We start from the raw sequence: 17,970 nt of genomic DNA, 5'->3' as shown, positions 1-17,970 counted from the left end.
AAAATCATCAAGACATCGAATTCCCATCTTAACAAGGTCAGCCACGATCGTCCGTTGAGCAACCGGCGCGTGCCGCTCTAAATCATATGGAATATCGGCGGTTTCGGCGGCGTCAAACAAACCGCCCAGACGTTTTTTCGTAACGTGCGACTGGCAAGTAAGAAAGAGATTAGCCCGTGGTTCAGGGAAGCTGCGATCCGCTTCGCACTGTCTGAGCGGCCAAGCGAATAAGCAAAAATCAAAAAGCCGCCATTATTGGCGGCGTTATATTTCCTTTCGCCCCGAGTAGGACCACACAAGGCAATGCTAGCCTAAAACAATGATGCCCAGGCGTTCCATCAGTTGCGACGCCTGGTAGCTGTCCAGCTTAACGCCTTGTAGATCGATATTGCGTACGTCAAGCTCTCCTAACTCCGAATTGCTCAGGTCGCAATGGGTAAAATTGGCGGAACGCCAGTCAAATGAAGCAAATTCTCCGCCGGAGAGATCCGAACCACTGAAACTCGCCCCCTGAATTTGAGCGCCATTCCAGCGGTTTTCCCACAATTCGCACTTCTCTAGCACCACTTTCGAAAAGTTAGCATAGCTCAGATTGCTTTTTATGATGTAGGCGATGCAAAACCAGCTGCGCGAAGTGATCATGTTCATAAAACTGACGCCGCGAAAATCTGCGCCCTGTGCCCGGCATTCACGGATTTCGATGCCCAATGCGTTGGCGTTTCTGAAGTCTGCCATGGATAAATCGCAATGTTTAAAACTGGCATCCTTAAGCTGTGCCCGACTGAAACTACAGCCTTGTTGACTCTCGCGATCGTAAAACTGACAGCCGATAAACTCACTGCCAGTCAGATCAACGCCGGAAAAATTACAGTTGTGGAAAATGGCATGTTCAATTTTGGCGCCAGTAAATCGATCACGTTCAATCTTTTCACCCTTGAGGATCAACGTCATAGCAAGATACCTGTTTATTTATACATATGCCATGCCATTGTAGCCTTCCCTTGGCCTCAGAGTAAACCGTCATCAAGGATGGGCTGTATAAGTCACGGCTCGCTGATAACATTGCCGATCGGCGCCTACACCAATGGTGGCCAGAACACAAGAGGCCGCAGATTTGCGGGCTATTGCCAAGATAGTTATCTGGCCGTGTGTTGTGTTGGAAAACAATTAAACCTGACAGTCGACAACACCCGAGAGACGAACATGGTGTTGAGGTACTTAATTTAGCGCTGTTACTAAGCTGGTATTTTATTGAACTTACCTTAGCGAAATATCATTCAAAGAAAAATACAGGGGATTTTATCTAAAATCACCACTACATTATATCATTATATAAAAGCAGACGATAGGGTATATACCGCCAAAATAAATCACTCATTAAATATTATAACCCCAAAGGTAATCTCAATATAAGCACTGCCATAATAACCAATGAATTACTCACCTACTCCACGTCAACCGACGTTTCTTGCATAGCCATTAAGAGTGAAAACATACAAAACATAACTACTTCTAATTTATTGCATTTCATATTATTCCATAGTTTAAATAAAACGAAAATATGCCCCCTGTATATTACCAGATAGGCCAGCCAGGGAATTTGCAGCCCAAACTCCAGCAATTAAAAAAATTACCTACGCTTACATTAATAATTAATTCCATGTCTAAAACTTGCAAAATGTAAATGTTGTATTATATTTATTTTTACATCTCAATTATTTAGCATCACTGAACATACCGATGGGAAACTATTCTACGTTCCCAACACAGGGATATGTTCCCTACATCACTAAAAGGCCAACAGATGAGACTAAAACCAATCGTCAAAAGCCTCGCCTTAGCGGGATTACTCACTACCATAGCGATGCCTGGCTTGGCACAAGAAACAACAAAAGATGCGACAGCGGCGACAAAACAGGCAAATAATGCCCTGTATGAACAACTCCCCTTCTCCGATAACACCGACTTTACCAACGCCCACAAAGGTTTTATTGCCCCTCTACCGCAAGAGATAATTAAAGGCGAAAAGGGCAACGTTATCTGGAACCCGCAACAATACGCATTTATTAAAGAGGGGGAAAAAGCCCCCGATACGGTCAACCCCAGCCTGTGGCGGCAATCGCAACTCATCAATATTAGCGGCTTGTTTGAAGTCACCGATGGGGTGTATCAAATTCGTAACCTCGATCTTTCCAATATGACCATTATTGAAGGGAAAGAAGGCATCACGGTGGTCGATCCATTGGTATCAGCAGAAACCGCCAAGGTCGGTATGGAACTGTACTATAAGAATCGTGGCAAGAAACCGGTGGTTGCAGTGATCTACACCCACAGCCACGTTGACCACTACGGTGGCGTACGCGGCGTGGTAGACGAAGCAGATGTCAAAAACGGCAAAGTGAAAATTTATGCGCCTGACGGCTTTATGGATTCTGCGGTCGCCGAAAATATCATGGCGGGCAACGTGATGAGCCGCCGCGCCAGTTACATGTATGGCAACCTGCTCAAACCAGAGGCCAGAGGACAGGTCGGCGCCGGTCTGGGTACCACAACCTCCGCTGGAACCGTGACCCTGATCGCACCTACGAACTACATTACCAAAACCGGTCAGAAGGAAGTGATCGACGGATTGACCTATGACTTTATGCTGGCTCCAGGCTCTGAAGCGCCAGCTGAAATGCTGTGGTATATCGAAGAGAAAAAGCTGATTGAAGCAGCAGAAGACGTCACACATACGCTGCACAACACCTATTCTCTGCGCGGGGCAAAAATTCGTGAACCGCTGCCTTGGTCAAAATATATCAACGATGCATTGCAGTTATGGGGTGACAAAGCCGAAATTATCATGGCGCAACACCATTGGCCGACCTGGGGTAACGACAACGTTAAAAACCTGCTGAAAAGCCAGCGTGACCTGTATCGGTATATCAACGACCAAACGCTGCGTATGGCGAACCAAGGTCTAACGCGCGACGAAATCGCCGCCAACTTTACCCTGCCGCCCGCGCTCGCCACGGCCTGGGCTAACCGTGGCTATTACGGATCGGTAAGTCATGACGTCAAGGCCACCTATGTGCTTTATCTTGGCTGGTTTGATGGTAACCCGGCCACGCTGGATGAACTGCCGCCAGAAGAAGCGGCGAAGAAATTCGTTGAGTACATGGGCGGCGCGGACAATATTCTGCAGAAAGCCAAGGCTGACTATGATCGGGGCAACTATCGCTGGGTAGCACAGGTGGTCAGTAAAGTGGTCTTTGCCGATCCCAAGAACGAAGCGGCTCGCCACCTTGAGGCGGATGCGCTGGAACAGCTTGGCTACCAGGCAGAATCCGGCCCGTGGCGCAACTTCTACCTGACCGGGGCACAAGAGTTGCGCAACGGCGTCAAGCAATTACCAACGCCAAATACCGCCAGTCCGGACACGGTACGCGCCATGACGCCGGAGATGTTCTTTGACTATTTAGGCGTGCATATTAACGGTGAAAAAGCCGCCAAGGCGCATATCGTGCTGAACTTTGACTTCGGCGAGCAAGACGGTAAATACAAAATCGAATTGGAAAACGGCGTGCTCAACCACACCGCCAACGCCGAAGCCAAAGACGCCGATGCGACGATTACGCTTTCCCGTGACGCCTTGAACCGTATCGTTCTGAAAGAACAGACGCTGAAAGAAGAGCAAGACAAAGGGGATGTAAAAATCACCGGCGATAGCCAAAAGCTAAACGAACTGTTGGGCTATATGGATAAGTTCGACTTCTGGTTTAATATCGTCACGCCATAAACGCAATGCCCCGGTGAGGTCGCCGTCACCGGGGCATTGCATTGGCAGTTGAATGCCGCGAACATCAGTAAGCGGCTACAACGGCGGATAATTACTTCTTCACCGCGCTGTTAACGGTTTCAGCGGCTTGCCACACGCGGTATTTCACCTCCACGTCCTGCGGCACATAGACCACGATCGGCAGGCGGCTGTTATAGCGCTGCATTGCGGCATCCCCCAGATTTGCCGCCACAAACTGCCGGTGCTTGCTACCGTCTGGACAGGCCATCATGGTAGAGGCTGGCGCAGACAGTTTATCCAGCACCAGATAATCGTAACCCCAGCCGGACAGCGTCTTGCTTTCCAGTTTGCCGCCCATCATATGGCGGTTGCAGTCCACTTCCAGCGTCTTGCCAATCAGCAGTTCCACTTTAAAGTTTTCTTCATGGTCCTGCTTCGGCAGGTAAATGACCTGTCGCGTCATGCCCTTCTCTGCCTGCGGATAAGGCGCTACCTTTTCCAGCGGCTGTTGGCTGAGGGGGTCGTTGTCGGTCGCAGAGGTCGCCGCACCGGCGGTGGTTGCCATCAGCATGCCGGCAACCAGCAAAGAGATCTTTTTCATTAACTTTCCCTATGATTTTCCTAAAATCCGAGCATACGTTAATACACTCCCTTGCCACATGCCAACGGTTTAATCTTCTTTACATATAGATATCGATAAACTTAACAACCAACATGAAAATAAAATACAGCATAAAAAACGGATAAATAACGCAAAATTCCGTATTAAGGTTTTCTTAAGACAGAATTATTACAGTCGGCGTATCCCTGTTATCTCGCGAGCGCCCCTGTGAAGCGACAAAAACTGGCACAACCTTTGTTAAATCAAACCTCAACAACACCACATATTAAGACATCTGCCATTTACTCTTTGCCGACATCCTTTTACCGTTGGCAGGTTTTTGGTTTGTTGGTCAGTGGCTTGCTGTTGATGTGGCTTTCACGCAACGAGCAACTGGACTGGGCGATCAGCAATTACTGGTATGACGCTGCCAGCGGGCATTTTCCCTGGCAAAACAATTTTTGGCTCGATTTAATCAATCATCGACTGCTGAAAATAAGCGTGATCGGCGCGGCAGCGGCCAGCTTGCTGTGGGCGATCTACCAGCGGCATGCGCGTTTGGCGTTCTGCATGCTGCTGCTGGGTATCGGCCCCTTGGTGGTCGGCGTCCTGAAGGCCAGCAGCGCGCACTCCTGCCCATGGGACCTGCTGGAATACGGCGGTCAGGCGATGTCCTATCCCCTGCTGGGCGCGGTACCGCCCCACCCGGGGCCGGGACGCTGCTTCCCGGGTGGGCATGCCTCCAGCGGATTTGCGCTGATGGCGGTGTTTTTTCTGTTTTATCCGCTGCGGCCGCGCATCGCTTATACCTGGTGGTTTGGCGGCCTCACGCTCGGCATGCTGATGGGCTTTGGCCAGGTGATGCGCGGCGCACATTTCTTTTCCCATAACCTGTGGGCAGGTTGGTGGGTTTGGTTCAGCCAACTGGCTGTTTATTGGTGGGTTAGCGGCTACTTAAGCCGCAAGACGAGGTAACTATAATGGAGCAGTTGAATTATCTTCTTTTCGCCTGGATTAACGCGACCCCGGCCTCGCCAGAATGGACGATCGATCTCGCCACCTTCCTGGCACGCGATCTGATCGCCATCGTCCCGCTGCTGATTGTCGGACTGTGGTTATGGGGGCCAAAAAACGCGCTGGTTTCACAACGTGCGGTAGTGGCGAAGACGACAATTGCTCTCGGTTTTTCCCTGTTGGCCTCAGCCTCCATCGGCATGCTGCTACCGCACGAACGGCCATTCGTTGCCGGCATCGGTTATACCTTCCTGCAACATGCTCCTGACAGCTCCTTCCCCAGCGATCACGGCACTGCGATTTTCACCTTTGCCATTGCATTTTTGTGCTGGCACCGCATGTGGTCCGGCATCATGTTGATGGTTGTCGCGGCAGGCATTGCCTGGTCACGCGTCTATCTTGGCGTACACTGGCCGCTGGATATGGTGGGCGGGTTGTTGCTGGGCATGGTTGGCTGTCTGTTCGCGCAACTGGTATGGAATCTGTTTGGCGATCTGATTGCCGCCAAACTGGAACGGCTGTATCGCTTCCTGTTTGCCTTCCCGATCCGCAAAGGCTGGGTAAAAGAGTAATCACCTGCGGGGCGTTACCGCCCCGTTATTTAAACGACCCCGGTGGTCACACAAAACGCCCGGCTTTCGCCAGCGGCAAGCATCAGCAAGCTCCCGGCGCGTTCAGCCGCCAGATACCCCTCAGGCCGACAGGTTGCCGGTAAAACAAACGCGGCAACCTTCTGATCCGCATTATGCAAAATCCAGCGCGTGGCATAATTGAACTGCGCGGTGGAAAAGCGTGTCACGAACCGGTGCCCCTGCGGCGCGAGCATGAAGAACTCGGCCTGGTCGACATACTGCGACAGTCGATCGGCAAAAAAGACGATTTCCGGATCGTAATGCTGCGGCTCGCTCAATTCGCAGACCCCTTGACCACGCTCGGCCAGACGTTGAGTAAACGCCAACCATGACGGCGTCGGCTTAACGTGCGCCGGGATGCTTTCACGCAGTTGCAGCGCTGAACCGGGCAAATTCTGTCGAAACGTCGCGCCCGCCACATAGGCATAATTCATATGACACATATATTGTAGCGGCATTGGCACACCGGCCAGATTGGTGACCTGCATTTCAATATCGAACTGCGCGCTGCACGCCGTCAACCTCACCGCCGGCTGCGCTCGATAACGGTGGCCGAATCCTTTGACATATTCTACGCTGCCGCCTATCGCCAGCCGATCGCCCTCCACCTCCAGCCAGGCTGCGTCCATGGTCGCGCACGGCATTTCGCCATGCAGCGAATGACAGTCCTCCGGCGACGGGCAGCCGTTGCTCAACAGTCCCGAATGGAAGGCAAAGCAACCATAAGTATCTACAATGTTGTCGCCTGGCCGCGGCTGGCTAAACATATTCTCCATTTTTAAATCATGGCCGTCGAACTGCGCGTCCCAGATCATCTGCCCGTAGTACGGCAGCACCGTCAGATGGCCGCGGCTATTCGCCAACGTTAAACCGGCAATGCCGCTGGGATAGCGAAACGCCGTTACGCAGAATGATGCACAGCGGTATACCTCACGCGGTGCAGGACCGAACAACTCAGGAAATAAATGTATTTTCGCTTTCATCCGCATTCTCCTTATGATTGATCGGTAGCCATTCTGTGCGCAGTCTGACGTTTTTGATGGCGAAGCTCCGCCAAAAAATAGAACCCGACATAGGCAAAACACAGTAGCGAGACCACAAACGCCTGTTGCATCGAACCAAGACGGTCGGAAACATAACCCTGCAATGCCGGAACAAACGCCGCGCCGACAATCGACATGACGATGATCGCCCCGGCCACTTCGGTATATTTGTTTTCTACCGTTGCCAGGGTACCGGCATAAATGGTCGCCCAGCAGGGGCCGAACAGCACGCTAACAAACACCGCTGCGTAAACGGCGGTAAAGTTCGGCACCAGCGCTACATAGGCCAGCGTAACCAGCCCCAGCAGCGCATAGACAATCAGCACTTTTTCGGCTTTGAAGCGAGTCATCAGGAAGTTGGCAATAAACTTGCCGATAAAGAAGCAGATAAAGCTGTAAATCATAAAGTTGGACGCATCACGTTCGTTGGCCGCCCCGAGGTTCAACGCCAAACGGATGGTGAACGACCACACCGCCACCTGCATGCCGACATATAAAAACTGTGCGGCAATGCCTTTACGGAACCGCGCGTTGCCCGCCAGGTATTTCAGCGTTTCCCCCAATGCCGGCGCCGCGGCCTGCTCACCCTGCTCATCTTGCGGCTTGCAGCGTGGATAACGGGTCAGCAGGAACAGCAGCATCACCACCACCAGCACCATAATCAGGTATTTGTACGGTTCCAGCGTATGTTCCAGCATCGACAGGCGGAACTGATGAACCTGATCCGGCGACATGCCGGCCATCTGCGCTTCCAGGCTGTCCCCTTCCTGAAATACCAGATATTTTCCCAGCACGATGCCCATCAGCGCCCCCACCGGATAAAACGTCTGGCTGACGTTCAACCGCAGCGTTGCGTAATCGCGGTGACCAATCATCGAACTGTAGGTGTTGGCAGCGGTTTCCAAAAAGCTCAAGCCAATGGCAATGGCGAAAATCGCCGCCAGAAACATGGTATAGGTCGCCATATGCGAAGCGGGATAAAACAGCATGCAACCGACGATATACAGCGTCAGGCCGATCAGAATTGCCGCTTTGTAACTGCTGTTTTTAATCACCAGCGATGCCGGAATGGCAATCAGAAAATAACCACCATAGAACGCGCTCTGTACCAGCGCGCTGGCGAAATCGCTCAGCGCAAACACGCTCTTGAACTGGGTTATCAGAATGTCGTTCAGGCTGGCGGCACAGCCCCACAACGGGAACAGACAGGACAACAGGATAAATTGAAACAGCGGCGTCCTGTTCAGATAACCGTCTGCTTGCTGCTTGATGGTCTGGCGCATTTTATACTCCTTGTTGTCTGGTGGAGATAAAGTCATGGAACTGCGCAGCATCAGGATAAGAACGCTGCGTGCCCTTGCCGGTGACGCTATAGGCGGCATAGGCAACCGCCTGCTGCATGGCGCTCAGGACATCGTTTTGACGAATATAATGCTGCGCGAAGCAGCCGATAAATGCGTCGCCGGCGCCGCTGGTATCCAGCGCCCTCACTGGCAGCGACGCAACATGCTCACAGCTGTTGTCAGTCATCCACAGTGCGCCGCGTTGTCCAAGAGTAACAATCAGGTTGCGCAAGCCTTGAGCCAGCAGGCTCTGGCCGGCGCGGCGAATATTGTCATCGTTGTCGACCGGCATGCCGGTAAGAATTTCCAGCTCGGTTTCATTGGGGATAAAGAATTCGCATTGGCAGGCGTAGCGAATATCCAGCTCGCGCGCTGCGGGGGCTGGATTAAGGATCACCTTGATGTGATGTCGCCGTGCAAAATCAATCGCCGCATACACCGTCTCCAGTGGAATCTCGAGTTGCAAAATGATCAATCGACACTGTTGCAGGGCATCGGCGGCCTGGTCGATATCTGCCGGCAACAGGTGATTATTAGCCCCTTTGACGATCAAGATACGGTTTTGCGAGGTTGAACGATCGACAAATATCGGCGCAACGCCACTGCTGACGCCCGGCACTTTCTTCACAAAACGCGTATCAATACCGGCCCGTTGCAGGTTACGCAGCGTGTTATCGGCAAACAGATCGTCCCCTACCCGTGTCACCATCATCACATCGGCCCCCATCCTGGCGGCCGCTACCGCCTGGTTGGCCCCCTTACCACCGCAACCCAGCTCAAATTCCGCTGCCTCCAGCGTTTCTCCGGCCTTTGGCATCTGGTCGATATAGCTGATTAAATCCACCATGTTCGAACCGATTACTGCAATATCCATCGTTGTGTCCCCGTTGTTTTTTTAATCATATGATGTTAATTAAATAACATTATCAACGCGTGATTGTTATATGTGTGACATCGATCGCAACTATGAATCACCGGTTACACGCTAAAACAATCTATATTTGCACCGTAACAGATGTTATAATTCTCACATTACTCACGTTTATCTGGCTGACTCTGATTAAGGAATCGCAATGACTATTGAAAACATTGACTACGCTCGCTATATCGATCACACCCTGCTGGCGATGGACGCCAGTGAAGCGCAAATCGCCAAACTGTGCGAAGAAGCACAACAGCACAATTTTTATGCGGTCTGTGTTAACTCCGGCTACGTTCCGCTGGCGGCACACCTGCTGCAGGAAAGCGAGGTCAAAGTTTGTTCGGTGATTGGTTTCCCACTGGGTGCGGGTCTGACGGTGGCCAAGGCGTTCGAGGCCAAAGCGGCCATCGCTGCCGGGGCGCAGGAAATCGATATGGTGATCAACGTCGGTTGGCTGAAAAGCGGCCTCAACGATCGGGTAAAAGCCGACATCGCCGCAGTGCGCGAGGTTTGCGCCGCGATCCCGTTGAAGGTAATATTGGAAACCTGTCTGCTCAGCGACGCGCAAATCGTACAAGTGTGTGAAATGTGCCGCGAACTTGAGGTCGCCTTCGTGAAAACCTCCACCGGTTTCAGCACCGGCGGCGCACGCGAAGAGCACGTCAAGCTGATGCGTGAAACCGTCGGCAGTGAAATGGGCGTGAAGGCGTCTGGCGCGGTGCGCGACCGTGCCACCGCCGAGAAGATGATCGCCGCAGGCGCCACGCGTATTGGTACCAGCTCCGGCGTCGCAATCGTTTCCGGTGCCGAGGCCGCTGCCGGCAGTTACTGATTCTGACGGTTGACTGCGCCACCGTTAACCGGGCGAATAACATGCGGGGTAATGCGTTCTATACGCAGCCCCGCATTTTTGTGCTTATCACCTTTTCGGTGTAGCGGCCCGCGCAAGCTGCAACATGATTCTTTATTTCTAGACCTTTGGGAACACGACATGGAAACGCGGCGCGAAGAGCGTATCAACCGACTAATCCAGGCGCTAAAGCGTGCTGACAAGATTCATTTAAAAGAAGCCGCTGCACTACTGGGCGTCTCTGAAATGACCATCCGTCGCGATCTTAGCGCCGAGCCTGCCGCCGTGGTGCTGCTCGGCGGTTATGTGGTAGCCGATCCACGCAACAACGGCGTTACCCACTATTTTGTCTCCGACCAAAAAGCCAAACAGGTCAACGAAAAACGGCGTATCGGGTTGCTTGCCGCGCCGTTGGTCAACGAAAACGACACGGTATTTTTCGACTGCGGTACCACCACCCCGGCAATTATTGACGCTATCTCCGACGATCTGCCGTTTGTTGCCGTCTGCCACTCCTTAAATACTTTCCTGGCATTGCAGGACAAACCACAGTGCACGGTGATCCTGTGCGGTGGCGAATTCAAACCCAATAACTACATCTTCAGCGGCGTCGGCAAACACAACGAGATGGATCATATCTGCCCGAACCTGGCGTTTATCTCCGCCGCTGGCCTCAGCCTGCAACAGGGGGCAACCTGTTTCAACTTTGATGAACTGGAAATGAAACACCGCGCCATGGCGATGGCGCAGCAGTCCATCCTGGTGGCCGACCACAGTAAGTTCGGCAAGGTGAAACCGGCCTGTATCGCGCCACTGAGCCAATTTGACCGCATCATTACCGATCGGCAACCCGACCATGCATTCAGCGAGTTCTTTGACCAGCACGGTATCGCCCTTCGCTATTGATGATTTATTCACCGCCGGCGGACTGCCCGGCGGTTTCCCCTACCGAAAATACCGCGTAATACTGTGCAATTAATGCGCGATCGATCGACGCGTAGCGCGATTTTCCTGCGGCGCCAGGTTAATAAATTGCAACAAAGTGCGACGGCATTTTTTAGCGTATTGGTAATCCTGATGCATTAATCCGCGGACGCCGTAATAACGGCCGCTATTTATATGACAAAGAGCAAGAAGATTCTTATCTAAATATTCACATTGAATTAACCAAATTGCTGAAAAAACAATCTGGCACGGTTATTTATATGATGAATGATTGCGCAGATTTATACCGATGAGAGTCAATAAGGGCAACGACCAATACTGAGCAAAAAACAAAAATAAATGAATTAAATCAATATATTAACAAAAACCCCACTTAAACAACAAATGTGATCTACATCACTAAAAACGCTTATTGACAGTTTTTAACTAGATCACGCCATCCGCATAAAATATATTGCTCGACTTATTCCTAAAAGCAGCCTTTTATCTGGTCAAAGTTTCAACAAACCAGATAAACATAGAGGTTCTGCTGAGAGCGCTTTCAGCACAAAATATTACACAAATGCGCAACAGGTGCATTAAAAAAACACAAAAAAGCCTATACCTGCGCATATTGTGCATTTGAGAGCGTGATCACGGTTGTTTCTGCTGCAAATCGTTATCTTGCCGCCAACAAAATCGGCGGACAGGTATCCTCCGGCATAAAAGGCATTTATCTGCCTGCCTGCGGCAGAAAAATTTGCAACCAGTTAACCGGCAACGGTGCTTAGCACAATATATAACCAGGGGGACGTACTTATCCCCGACAGTCACATTTGATTTCACCGTCGGCGCCAATGTTCTATTACGTCGAGGGTTTTAAGCTTACGTTTTATTAATTTTAAATTAACGTGTTCACTTCGGAGATATTTATGGACACTACTCAGACCGGCACTATTGCCTCTGCGGCTTCGGGTTCCAGCAGTACCTGGCGCAAAACTGACACCATGTGGATGCTGGGCCTGTACGGCACGGCAATTGGCGCCGGTGTGCTATTCCTGCCGATCAACGCCGGCATCGGTGGTTTGATTCCACTGATCATCATGGCGATTATCGCCTTCCCAATGACTTTCTTCGCCCACCGTGGCCTGTGCCGCTTCGTACTGTCCGGCAAAAACCCCGGCGAAGACATCACCGAAGTGGTAGAAGAACACTTTGGCATCAGCGCCGGTAAGCTGATTACCCTGCTGTACTTCTTTGCCATCTATCCGATTCTGCTGGTTTACAGCGTCGCTATCACCAATACCGTCGACAGCTTCATTACCCACCAGTTGGGCATGACGTCGCCGCCGCGCGCCATTCTGTCGTTAATCCTGATCCTCGGGCTGATGACCATCGTGCGCTTTGGCGAACAGGCCATCGTTAAAACCATGAGCATTCTGGTATTCCCGTTTGTCGCGGTACTGATGCTGCTGGCGCTGTATCTGATCCCTAACTGGACCGGCGCCATCTTCGAAAACGTGTCACTGTCTGGCAGCGGTGCCGGTCTGGGTCACGGCCTGATCATGACGCTGTGGCTGGCGATTCCGGTGATGGTGTTCTCGTTCAACCACTCGCCAATCATCTCCGCCTTTGCTGTGGCAAAACGCGAAGAATACGGCGCGGACGCCGAGAAGAAATGTTCACGCATTTTGGCTTACGCACACATCATGATGGTACTGACCGTGATGTTCTTCGTGTTCAGCTGCGTGCTGAGCCTGTCACCGGCCAACCTGGCGGAAGCCAAGGCACAGAACATTTCGATTCTGTCTTACCTGGCAAACCACTTCCATAACCCGATGATTGAATACATCGCGCCGGTAATCGCCTTCGTTGCCATCACCAAATCGTTCCTGGGTCACTACCTTGGCGCCCGTGAAGGCTTTAACGGTATGGTGCATAAATCCCTGAAGAGCCGCGGCAAAACCATCAGCACCAACAAGCTGAACCGCATCACCGCCATCTTCATGCTGGTAACCACCTGGATCGTGGCAACGCTGAACCCAAGCATTCTGGGCATGATTGAAACCCTCGGCGGCCCAATTATCGCCATGCTGCTGTTCCTGATGCCGATGTATGCCATTCGCAAAGTGCCTGCCATGCGCAAGTACAGCGGGCATATCAGCAACGCCTTCGTGGTGCTGATGGGTCTGATCGCCATGTCGGCCATCCTGTACACCCTGTTCAGTTGATCCCGTACCGCCGGCGCTCCGTGCGCCGGCACTTCTGCACGACCCCATTCCCCTGTTTGATTGACGCCTTTATTCATTATAAGGAGGCGAGACCATGGTTAGCGTTTTCGATATTTTCAAAATTGGCATTGGTCCATCCAGTTCCCACACCGTCGGTCCGATGAAAGCCGGCAAACAGTTTGTCGACGATTTGATTGACGGCGGGCTACTCGAGCAAACCCGTCATATCGTGGTGGATGTCTATGGGTCGCTGTCGCTGACCGGTAAGGGCCACCATACCGACATTGCGATTATCATGGGGCTGGCAGGCAACCTGCCGCATGACGTGGACATTGACAGCATCCCCGGCTTTATCCGTGACGTAGAAGTCACCGCTCGTCTGCCGATTGCCGGTGGCCGCCATCAGGTGGATTTCCCCTTGGCCAGCAGCATGAATTTCCACCACGACAATCTGCCGCTGCATGAAAACGGCATGCGCATCCGTGCGTTCGCCGAGGAACAGTTGCTGCACAGCCAAACCTATTATTCGATCGGCGGTGGTTTTATCGTCGATGAAGCGCATTTTGGCCTGCCCGCCAGCGATGCACGGCCACTGCCGTACCCGTATCACAGCGCACGCGATCTGCAACAACACTGCAAGGACACCGGCCTGTCACTGTCCGGGCTGGTGATGCAGAACGAACTGGCGCTGCGCAGCAAAGACCAGATCGACGCCCATTTCGCCGCCGTATGGCAGGTAATGCGTGACGGTATCGAGCGCGGTATGAACACGGAAGGACTGCTGCCAGGGCCGATGAAGGTACAGCGCCGCGCCGCCGCGTTGCGCCGCATGCTGGTCACCGGCGACAAAAACAATATCGATCCGATGAACGTGGTGGATTGGATCAATATGTTCGCCTTCGCAGTGAACGAAGAAAATGCCGCCGGCGGACGGGTGGTTACCGCGCCGACCAACGGTGCCTGCGGGATCATTCCGGCGGTGCTGGCGTATTACGATCGGTTCATCCGACCGGTGAATACCAATTCCTACAGCCGCTTCTTCCTGACCGCGGGTGTGATAGGCGCACTGTATAAAATGAACGCCTCCATTTCTGGCGCCGAAGTCGGCTGTCAGGGCGAAGTTGGAGTAGCCTGTTCGATGGCGGCTGCCGGTCTGGCAGAATTGATGGGCGGTAGCCCGGCTCAGGTGTGCATTGCGGCAGAAATCGCCATGGAGCACCATCTGGGGTTGACCTGCGATCCGCTGGCCGGCCAGGTTCAGGTGCCCTGTATCGAACGTAACGCGATTTCCGCCGTGAAGGCGGTCAATGCCGCGCGCATGGCGCTACGCCGTACCAGCGAGCCGCGCGTGTGCCTGGATAAGGTGATCGAAACCATGTATGAAACCGGCAAGGACATGAACGCCAAATATCGCGAAACGTCGCAAGGCGGGCTGGCGATCAAAGTGGTGGCCTGCAACTGATTGGCTGATGCCGCACAACAGACGGGGCGCCGTTCAAGGCGCCCCGTCACAGGCTGCAACCGATCGCTAACCGGTTTAGCCGAAGATACTGCCGAACCACTGGGTCAGCGTCATCATCACCCGATCCCAGATCCGGCTGAAGAAGTTCCCCTCTTTGACTTCCTGCATCGCCACCAGCGGGCGCTGATCGATGACTTTGCCATCAAGCTGGAAGTCGATGGTGCCCACCACCTGATTCTTGGCCAACGGTGCCTTTAGGCTATCGCTGTTGAGCTTATAGCTGGCTTTGAGGTTTTTCATCTGCCCTTTCGGAATGGTGATCGATGCATCTTTCGCGACGCCCAACGGCACTTCACCGACGTCGCCAAACCACACCCGCTGGGTGATAAACGGCTTGTCTGCCTTGATCGGCGTGGTGGTTTCGTAGAAACGGAAGCCCCAGGTCAGCAGCTTTTCGCTCTCGCTAAAACGCACGCGATCGCTCGGCGCACCCAGCACCACCGAAATCAGCCGCATCGGGCCATCGGTGGCGGAGGCCACCAGATTGTGGCCAGCGCCGCTGGTATAGCCAGTTTTGATGCCGTCAACCGACAGATTGCTGCTCCATAGCAGCCGATTGCGGTTTACCTGGCGGATCTTGTTGAAGGTAAATTCCTTTTCCTTGTGCAGCGCGTATTCATCCGGCACGTCGCGAATCAGCGCCTGACTCAGCAGCGCCATGTCGCGCGCGGTGCTGAATTGTCCTTCGGCATCCAGACCATGTACCGTCAGGAAATGCGTATTCTGCAGGCCTAGGTGCTTGGCATAGCCGTTCATCAATGAAACAAAGGATTCCTGACTGCCGGCCACATAGTCCGCCAGCGCAATGCTGGCGTCGTTGCCTGACTGAATAACGATACCTTTGTTCAGCTCCATCACCGGCACCCGATCGCCCGGTTTGATAAACATCAGCGATGAACCGCGCAATACCGGATTGCCGGTAGCCCAGGCGTCTTTACCAACGGTAACCAGATCGGTCGGCTTGATCTTGCCGGCCTTGATTGCCTGACCGATCACATAGCTGGACATGATTTTCGTCAGACTGGCTGGATCGAGCCGGCTATCCGGGTTGCCTTCCGCCAGGATCTTGCCGCTGTTGTAGTCCATCAATACAAATGCCTTTGCATCGACCTGTGGCGGAGCCGGTGGCGCGGCAGCCTGAACCGCAGGCAAGGCAAGACAAAGAATACCGACGCTAAAGGTCAGTTTTTTAAGGGAAGAAGATAAATTTTTTTTCATCATATCGTCGCCAGAGTGTCCTTTCAAACCATTGAAATAGCGTTAACTTTCAAACCTGTTGCGTTTTCAGCCAACCAGCGAGAAGTGCCCGGTACATCATTCCAATCGCCAACTCCCGGCGATTGCGTATTAATTTAAGTTATGTACCGAAACGGCCCTTGCTGTGAGTTTATTAGATTTATCTTATTTTTGCAGGGTTTAGCGGTGATTTTCAGGACTTTTACATAACTGTACGCTTTAGGCCACAAATTGAGTAAAAACCGTGCCAAACAGCCATTTTTAGTACCACTGCCGATTGACCGGACAGCGCTGTGTTGCCGTTACAGCCTCTACTCGTGCCAACAGCCAGCCAAACGTTTTAACCGCCATACGGCTATACGCCTTGACGCCCAAATCAAGACTAATATATTCCAAAACCGCATATAACCAGGTTATTTGTTCTTTTCAATAGCCACAATTGCAGCGCTATCATCCAAACAACGGTTTTAAAACCGAATTATTCTGGAGAAAGCCATGGCAATCGCGACATCCGCACTCGACACCATCGGCAATACGCCGATGCTGGAACTGACACAGTTTGATACCGGCCCGTGCCGCCTGTTCGTGAAGCTGGAAAACCAAAACCCCGGCGGTTCGATCAAAGACCGCGTGGCGCTGTCGATGATCGAACAGGCGGAGCGCGACGGACAACTGTCCCCCGGCGGCACCATCATTGAGGCCACCGCCGGCAACACCGGGCTGGGGCTGGCACTGGTCGCGGCGATGAAAGGCTATCGGTTGCTGCTGGTGGTGCCGGACAAGATGAGCCGCGAGAAAATTTTCCACCTGCGCGCGCTGGGCGCAGAAGTGCTGCTGACCCGCTCCGACGTCGGCAAGGGTCACCCGGCGTATTATCAAGACTACGCCCAACGGCTGGCGGCAGAAACCCCCGGCGCGCTGTATATTGACCAGTTCAACAACCCGGCCAACCCGGCGGCGCATGCCAAGACCACCGCGCCGGAGCTGTGGCGCCAGATGGAACAGCAGATTGACGCTATCGTGGTCGGCGTTGGCTCCGGCGGCACGCTGGGCGGGCTGAGCCAATATTTTTCCACCGTCTCGCCGGACACCGAGCTGGTACTGGCGGATCCGGCCGGCTCGATTCTGGCGGATTATCTTGATAACGGCCAAATCGGCGACGCCGGCAGTTGGCTGGTCGAGGGCATCGGCGAAGACTTCGTGCCACCGCTCGGTGACTTCGAACGGCTGCGCAACGCCTATCGCATCAGCGATCGTGAAGCGTTCAGCACCGCCCGCGAGCTACTGCGCAAGGAAGGCATTCTGTCCGGATCGTCAACCGGTACGCTGCTGGCTGCCGCGCTACGCTACTGCCGTGCGCAGACCACGCCAAAACGCGTTGTCACCTTTGTCTGCGACAGCGGCAATAAATACCTGTCAAAAATGTATAACGATTACTGGCTGCGTGAGCAGGGACTGCTGCAGCGCCCGCCGCAGGGTGACCTGCGCGATCTGATTGCCTATCGCCATGATGAGGGTGCGACGGTTGCCGCCGCGCCGGACGACACGCTGGCAGTGGTACATGCACGCATGCGGCTGTATGACATTTCACAACTGCCGGTTCTGGACAACGACCGCGTGGTCGGGCTGATTGACGAATGGGATCTGCTCAATGCGCTGCAGGCCGACGCCAGTCACTTCAACCTGCCGGCCGAGCGTGCCATGACGCGCGCGGTGCAAACCCTGCAAAAAGACGCCGATCAACGACAGTTGATGGCGACGTTTTCTCACGGCCACGTCGCGGTAGTGCTCGACGGCGAGCGCTTCCTCGGTCTTATCACACGTACCGACGTACTGAACGCCTGGCGTCAGAAATTAGCCTAAAAGGAATC

General features: G+C 53.1%; 14 protein-coding genes. 8 read left to right on the top strand and 6 right to left on the bottom strand.

The window, feature by feature from the left end; all coding sequences use genetic code 11:
* Positions 1 to 306: 306 nt before the first annotated feature.
* Entirely contained in the window at positions 307 to 951 is a 645-nt protein-coding gene (locus ACCC84_RS01495) for a Qnr family pentapeptide repeat protein (protein ID WP_039992288.1), read from the bottom strand.
* An 853-nt stretch (positions 952 to 1,804) separates the two neighbouring features.
* On the opposite strand from ACCC84_RS01495, the gene ACCC84_RS01490 reads away from it, so the two are divergent.
* The gene (locus ACCC84_RS01490) at positions 1,805 to 3,781 is read left to right on the top strand and encodes an alkyl/aryl-sulfatase (RefSeq protein ID WP_371901475.1); all 1,977 of its coding nucleotides are present in this window, start codon (positions 1,805 to 1,807) and stop codon (positions 3,779 to 3,781) included.
* Positions 3,782 to 3,872: 91 nt separating this feature from the next.
* Here the strand turns inward: ACCC84_RS01490 and eco are convergent, their stop codons facing one another.
* Positions 3,873 to 4,382, bottom strand: a complete 510-nt coding sequence (gene eco / locus ACCC84_RS01485) for a serine protease inhibitor ecotin (RefSeq protein ID WP_004965129.1) — start codon at positions 4,380 to 4,382, stop codon at positions 3,873 to 3,875.
* 228 nt (positions 4,383 to 4,610) lie between these two features.
* Between eco and ACCC84_RS01480 the strand changes: the two genes are divergently transcribed.
* Positions 4,611 to 5,357: a phosphatase PAP2 family protein gene (locus ACCC84_RS01480; RefSeq protein WP_088499639.1), complete on the top strand. Its 747-nt coding sequence runs from the start codon at positions 4,611 to 4,613 to the stop codon at positions 5,355 to 5,357.
* 5 nt (positions 5,358 to 5,362) lie between these two features.
* Positions 5,363 to 5,968 (top strand): undecaprenyl-diphosphate phosphatase, encoded by a 606-nt coding sequence (gene ybjG / locus ACCC84_RS01475; protein ID WP_004965137.1) that lies wholly within the window; start codon positions 5,363 to 5,365, stop codon positions 5,966 to 5,968.
* A 29-nt stretch (positions 5,969 to 5,997) separates the two neighbouring features.
* Here ybjG and ACCC84_RS01470 read toward each other — a convergent pair whose 3' ends face one another.
* From ACCC84_RS01470 to rbsK, 3 genes are read right to left on the bottom strand one after another with little or no spacing between them, the layout of a single operon-like run.
* Complete coding sequence (locus ACCC84_RS01470; RefSeq protein WP_371901474.1) at positions 5,998 to 7,011, bottom strand: aldose 1-epimerase family protein; 1,014 nt, start codon at positions 7,009 to 7,011, stop codon at positions 5,998 to 6,000.
* An 11-nt stretch (positions 7,012 to 7,022) separates the two neighbouring features.
* Positions 7,023 to 8,354, bottom strand: a complete 1,332-nt coding sequence (gene fucP, locus ACCC84_RS01465) for an L-fucose:H+ symporter permease (protein WP_273867280.1) — start codon at positions 8,352 to 8,354, stop codon at positions 7,023 to 7,025.
* A 1-nt stretch (position 8,355) separates the two neighbouring features.
* Positions 8,356 to 9,288, bottom strand: coding sequence for a ribokinase (rbsK, locus tag ACCC84_RS01460; RefSeq protein ID WP_371901473.1), 933 nt, complete (start codon positions 9,286 to 9,288; stop codon positions 8,356 to 8,358).
* 199 nt (positions 9,289 to 9,487) lie between these two features.
* Between rbsK and deoC the strand changes: the two genes are divergently transcribed.
* From deoC to ACCC84_RS01440, 4 genes are all read left to right on the top strand, one after another.
* Complete coding sequence (gene deoC / locus ACCC84_RS01455) at positions 9,488 to 10,168, top strand: deoxyribose-phosphate aldolase (protein ID WP_004965147.1); 681 nt, start codon at positions 9,488 to 9,490, stop codon at positions 10,166 to 10,168.
* Positions 10,169 to 10,327: 159 nt separating this feature from the next.
* The gene (gene deoR / locus ACCC84_RS01450) at positions 10,328 to 11,092 is read left to right on the top strand and encodes a DNA-binding transcriptional repressor DeoR (RefSeq protein ID WP_004965150.1); all 765 of its coding nucleotides are present in this window, start codon (positions 10,328 to 10,330) and stop codon (positions 11,090 to 11,092) included.
* 950 nt (positions 11,093 to 12,042) lie between these two features.
* On the top strand, positions 12,043 to 13,341 hold the full coding sequence (locus tag ACCC84_RS01445) for an HAAAP family serine/threonine permease (RefSeq protein WP_004965152.1): 1,299 nt from the start codon (positions 12,043 to 12,045) through the stop codon (positions 13,339 to 13,341).
* 94 nt (positions 13,342 to 13,435) lie between these two features.
* Complete coding sequence (locus tag ACCC84_RS01440; RefSeq protein WP_004965156.1) at positions 13,436 to 14,803, top strand: L-serine ammonia-lyase; 1,368 nt, start codon at positions 13,436 to 13,438, stop codon at positions 14,801 to 14,803.
* 75 nt (positions 14,804 to 14,878) lie between these two features.
* On the opposite strand, the gene ACCC84_RS01435 is transcribed toward ACCC84_RS01440, so the two are convergent.
* On the bottom strand, positions 14,879 to 16,084 hold the full coding sequence (locus ACCC84_RS01435) for a serine hydrolase (RefSeq protein WP_164844322.1): 1,206 nt from the start codon (positions 16,082 to 16,084) through the stop codon (positions 14,879 to 14,881).
* 510 nt (positions 16,085 to 16,594) lie between these two features.
* Between ACCC84_RS01435 and ACCC84_RS01430 the strand changes: the two genes are divergently transcribed.
* Positions 16,595 to 17,962: a pyridoxal-phosphate dependent enzyme gene (locus ACCC84_RS01430; RefSeq protein ID WP_198772776.1), complete on the top strand. Its 1,368-nt coding sequence runs from the start codon at positions 16,595 to 16,597 to the stop codon at positions 17,960 to 17,962.
* Positions 17,963 to 17,970: the final 8 nt, after the last annotated feature.

The organism is Serratia odorifera, from assembly GCF_041448735.1.
Classification (GTDB): domain Bacteria; phylum Pseudomonadota; class Gammaproteobacteria; order Enterobacterales; family Enterobacteriaceae; genus Serratia_F; species Serratia_F odorifera.
This window is presented reverse-complemented; position numbering and strand designations above follow the sequence as displayed.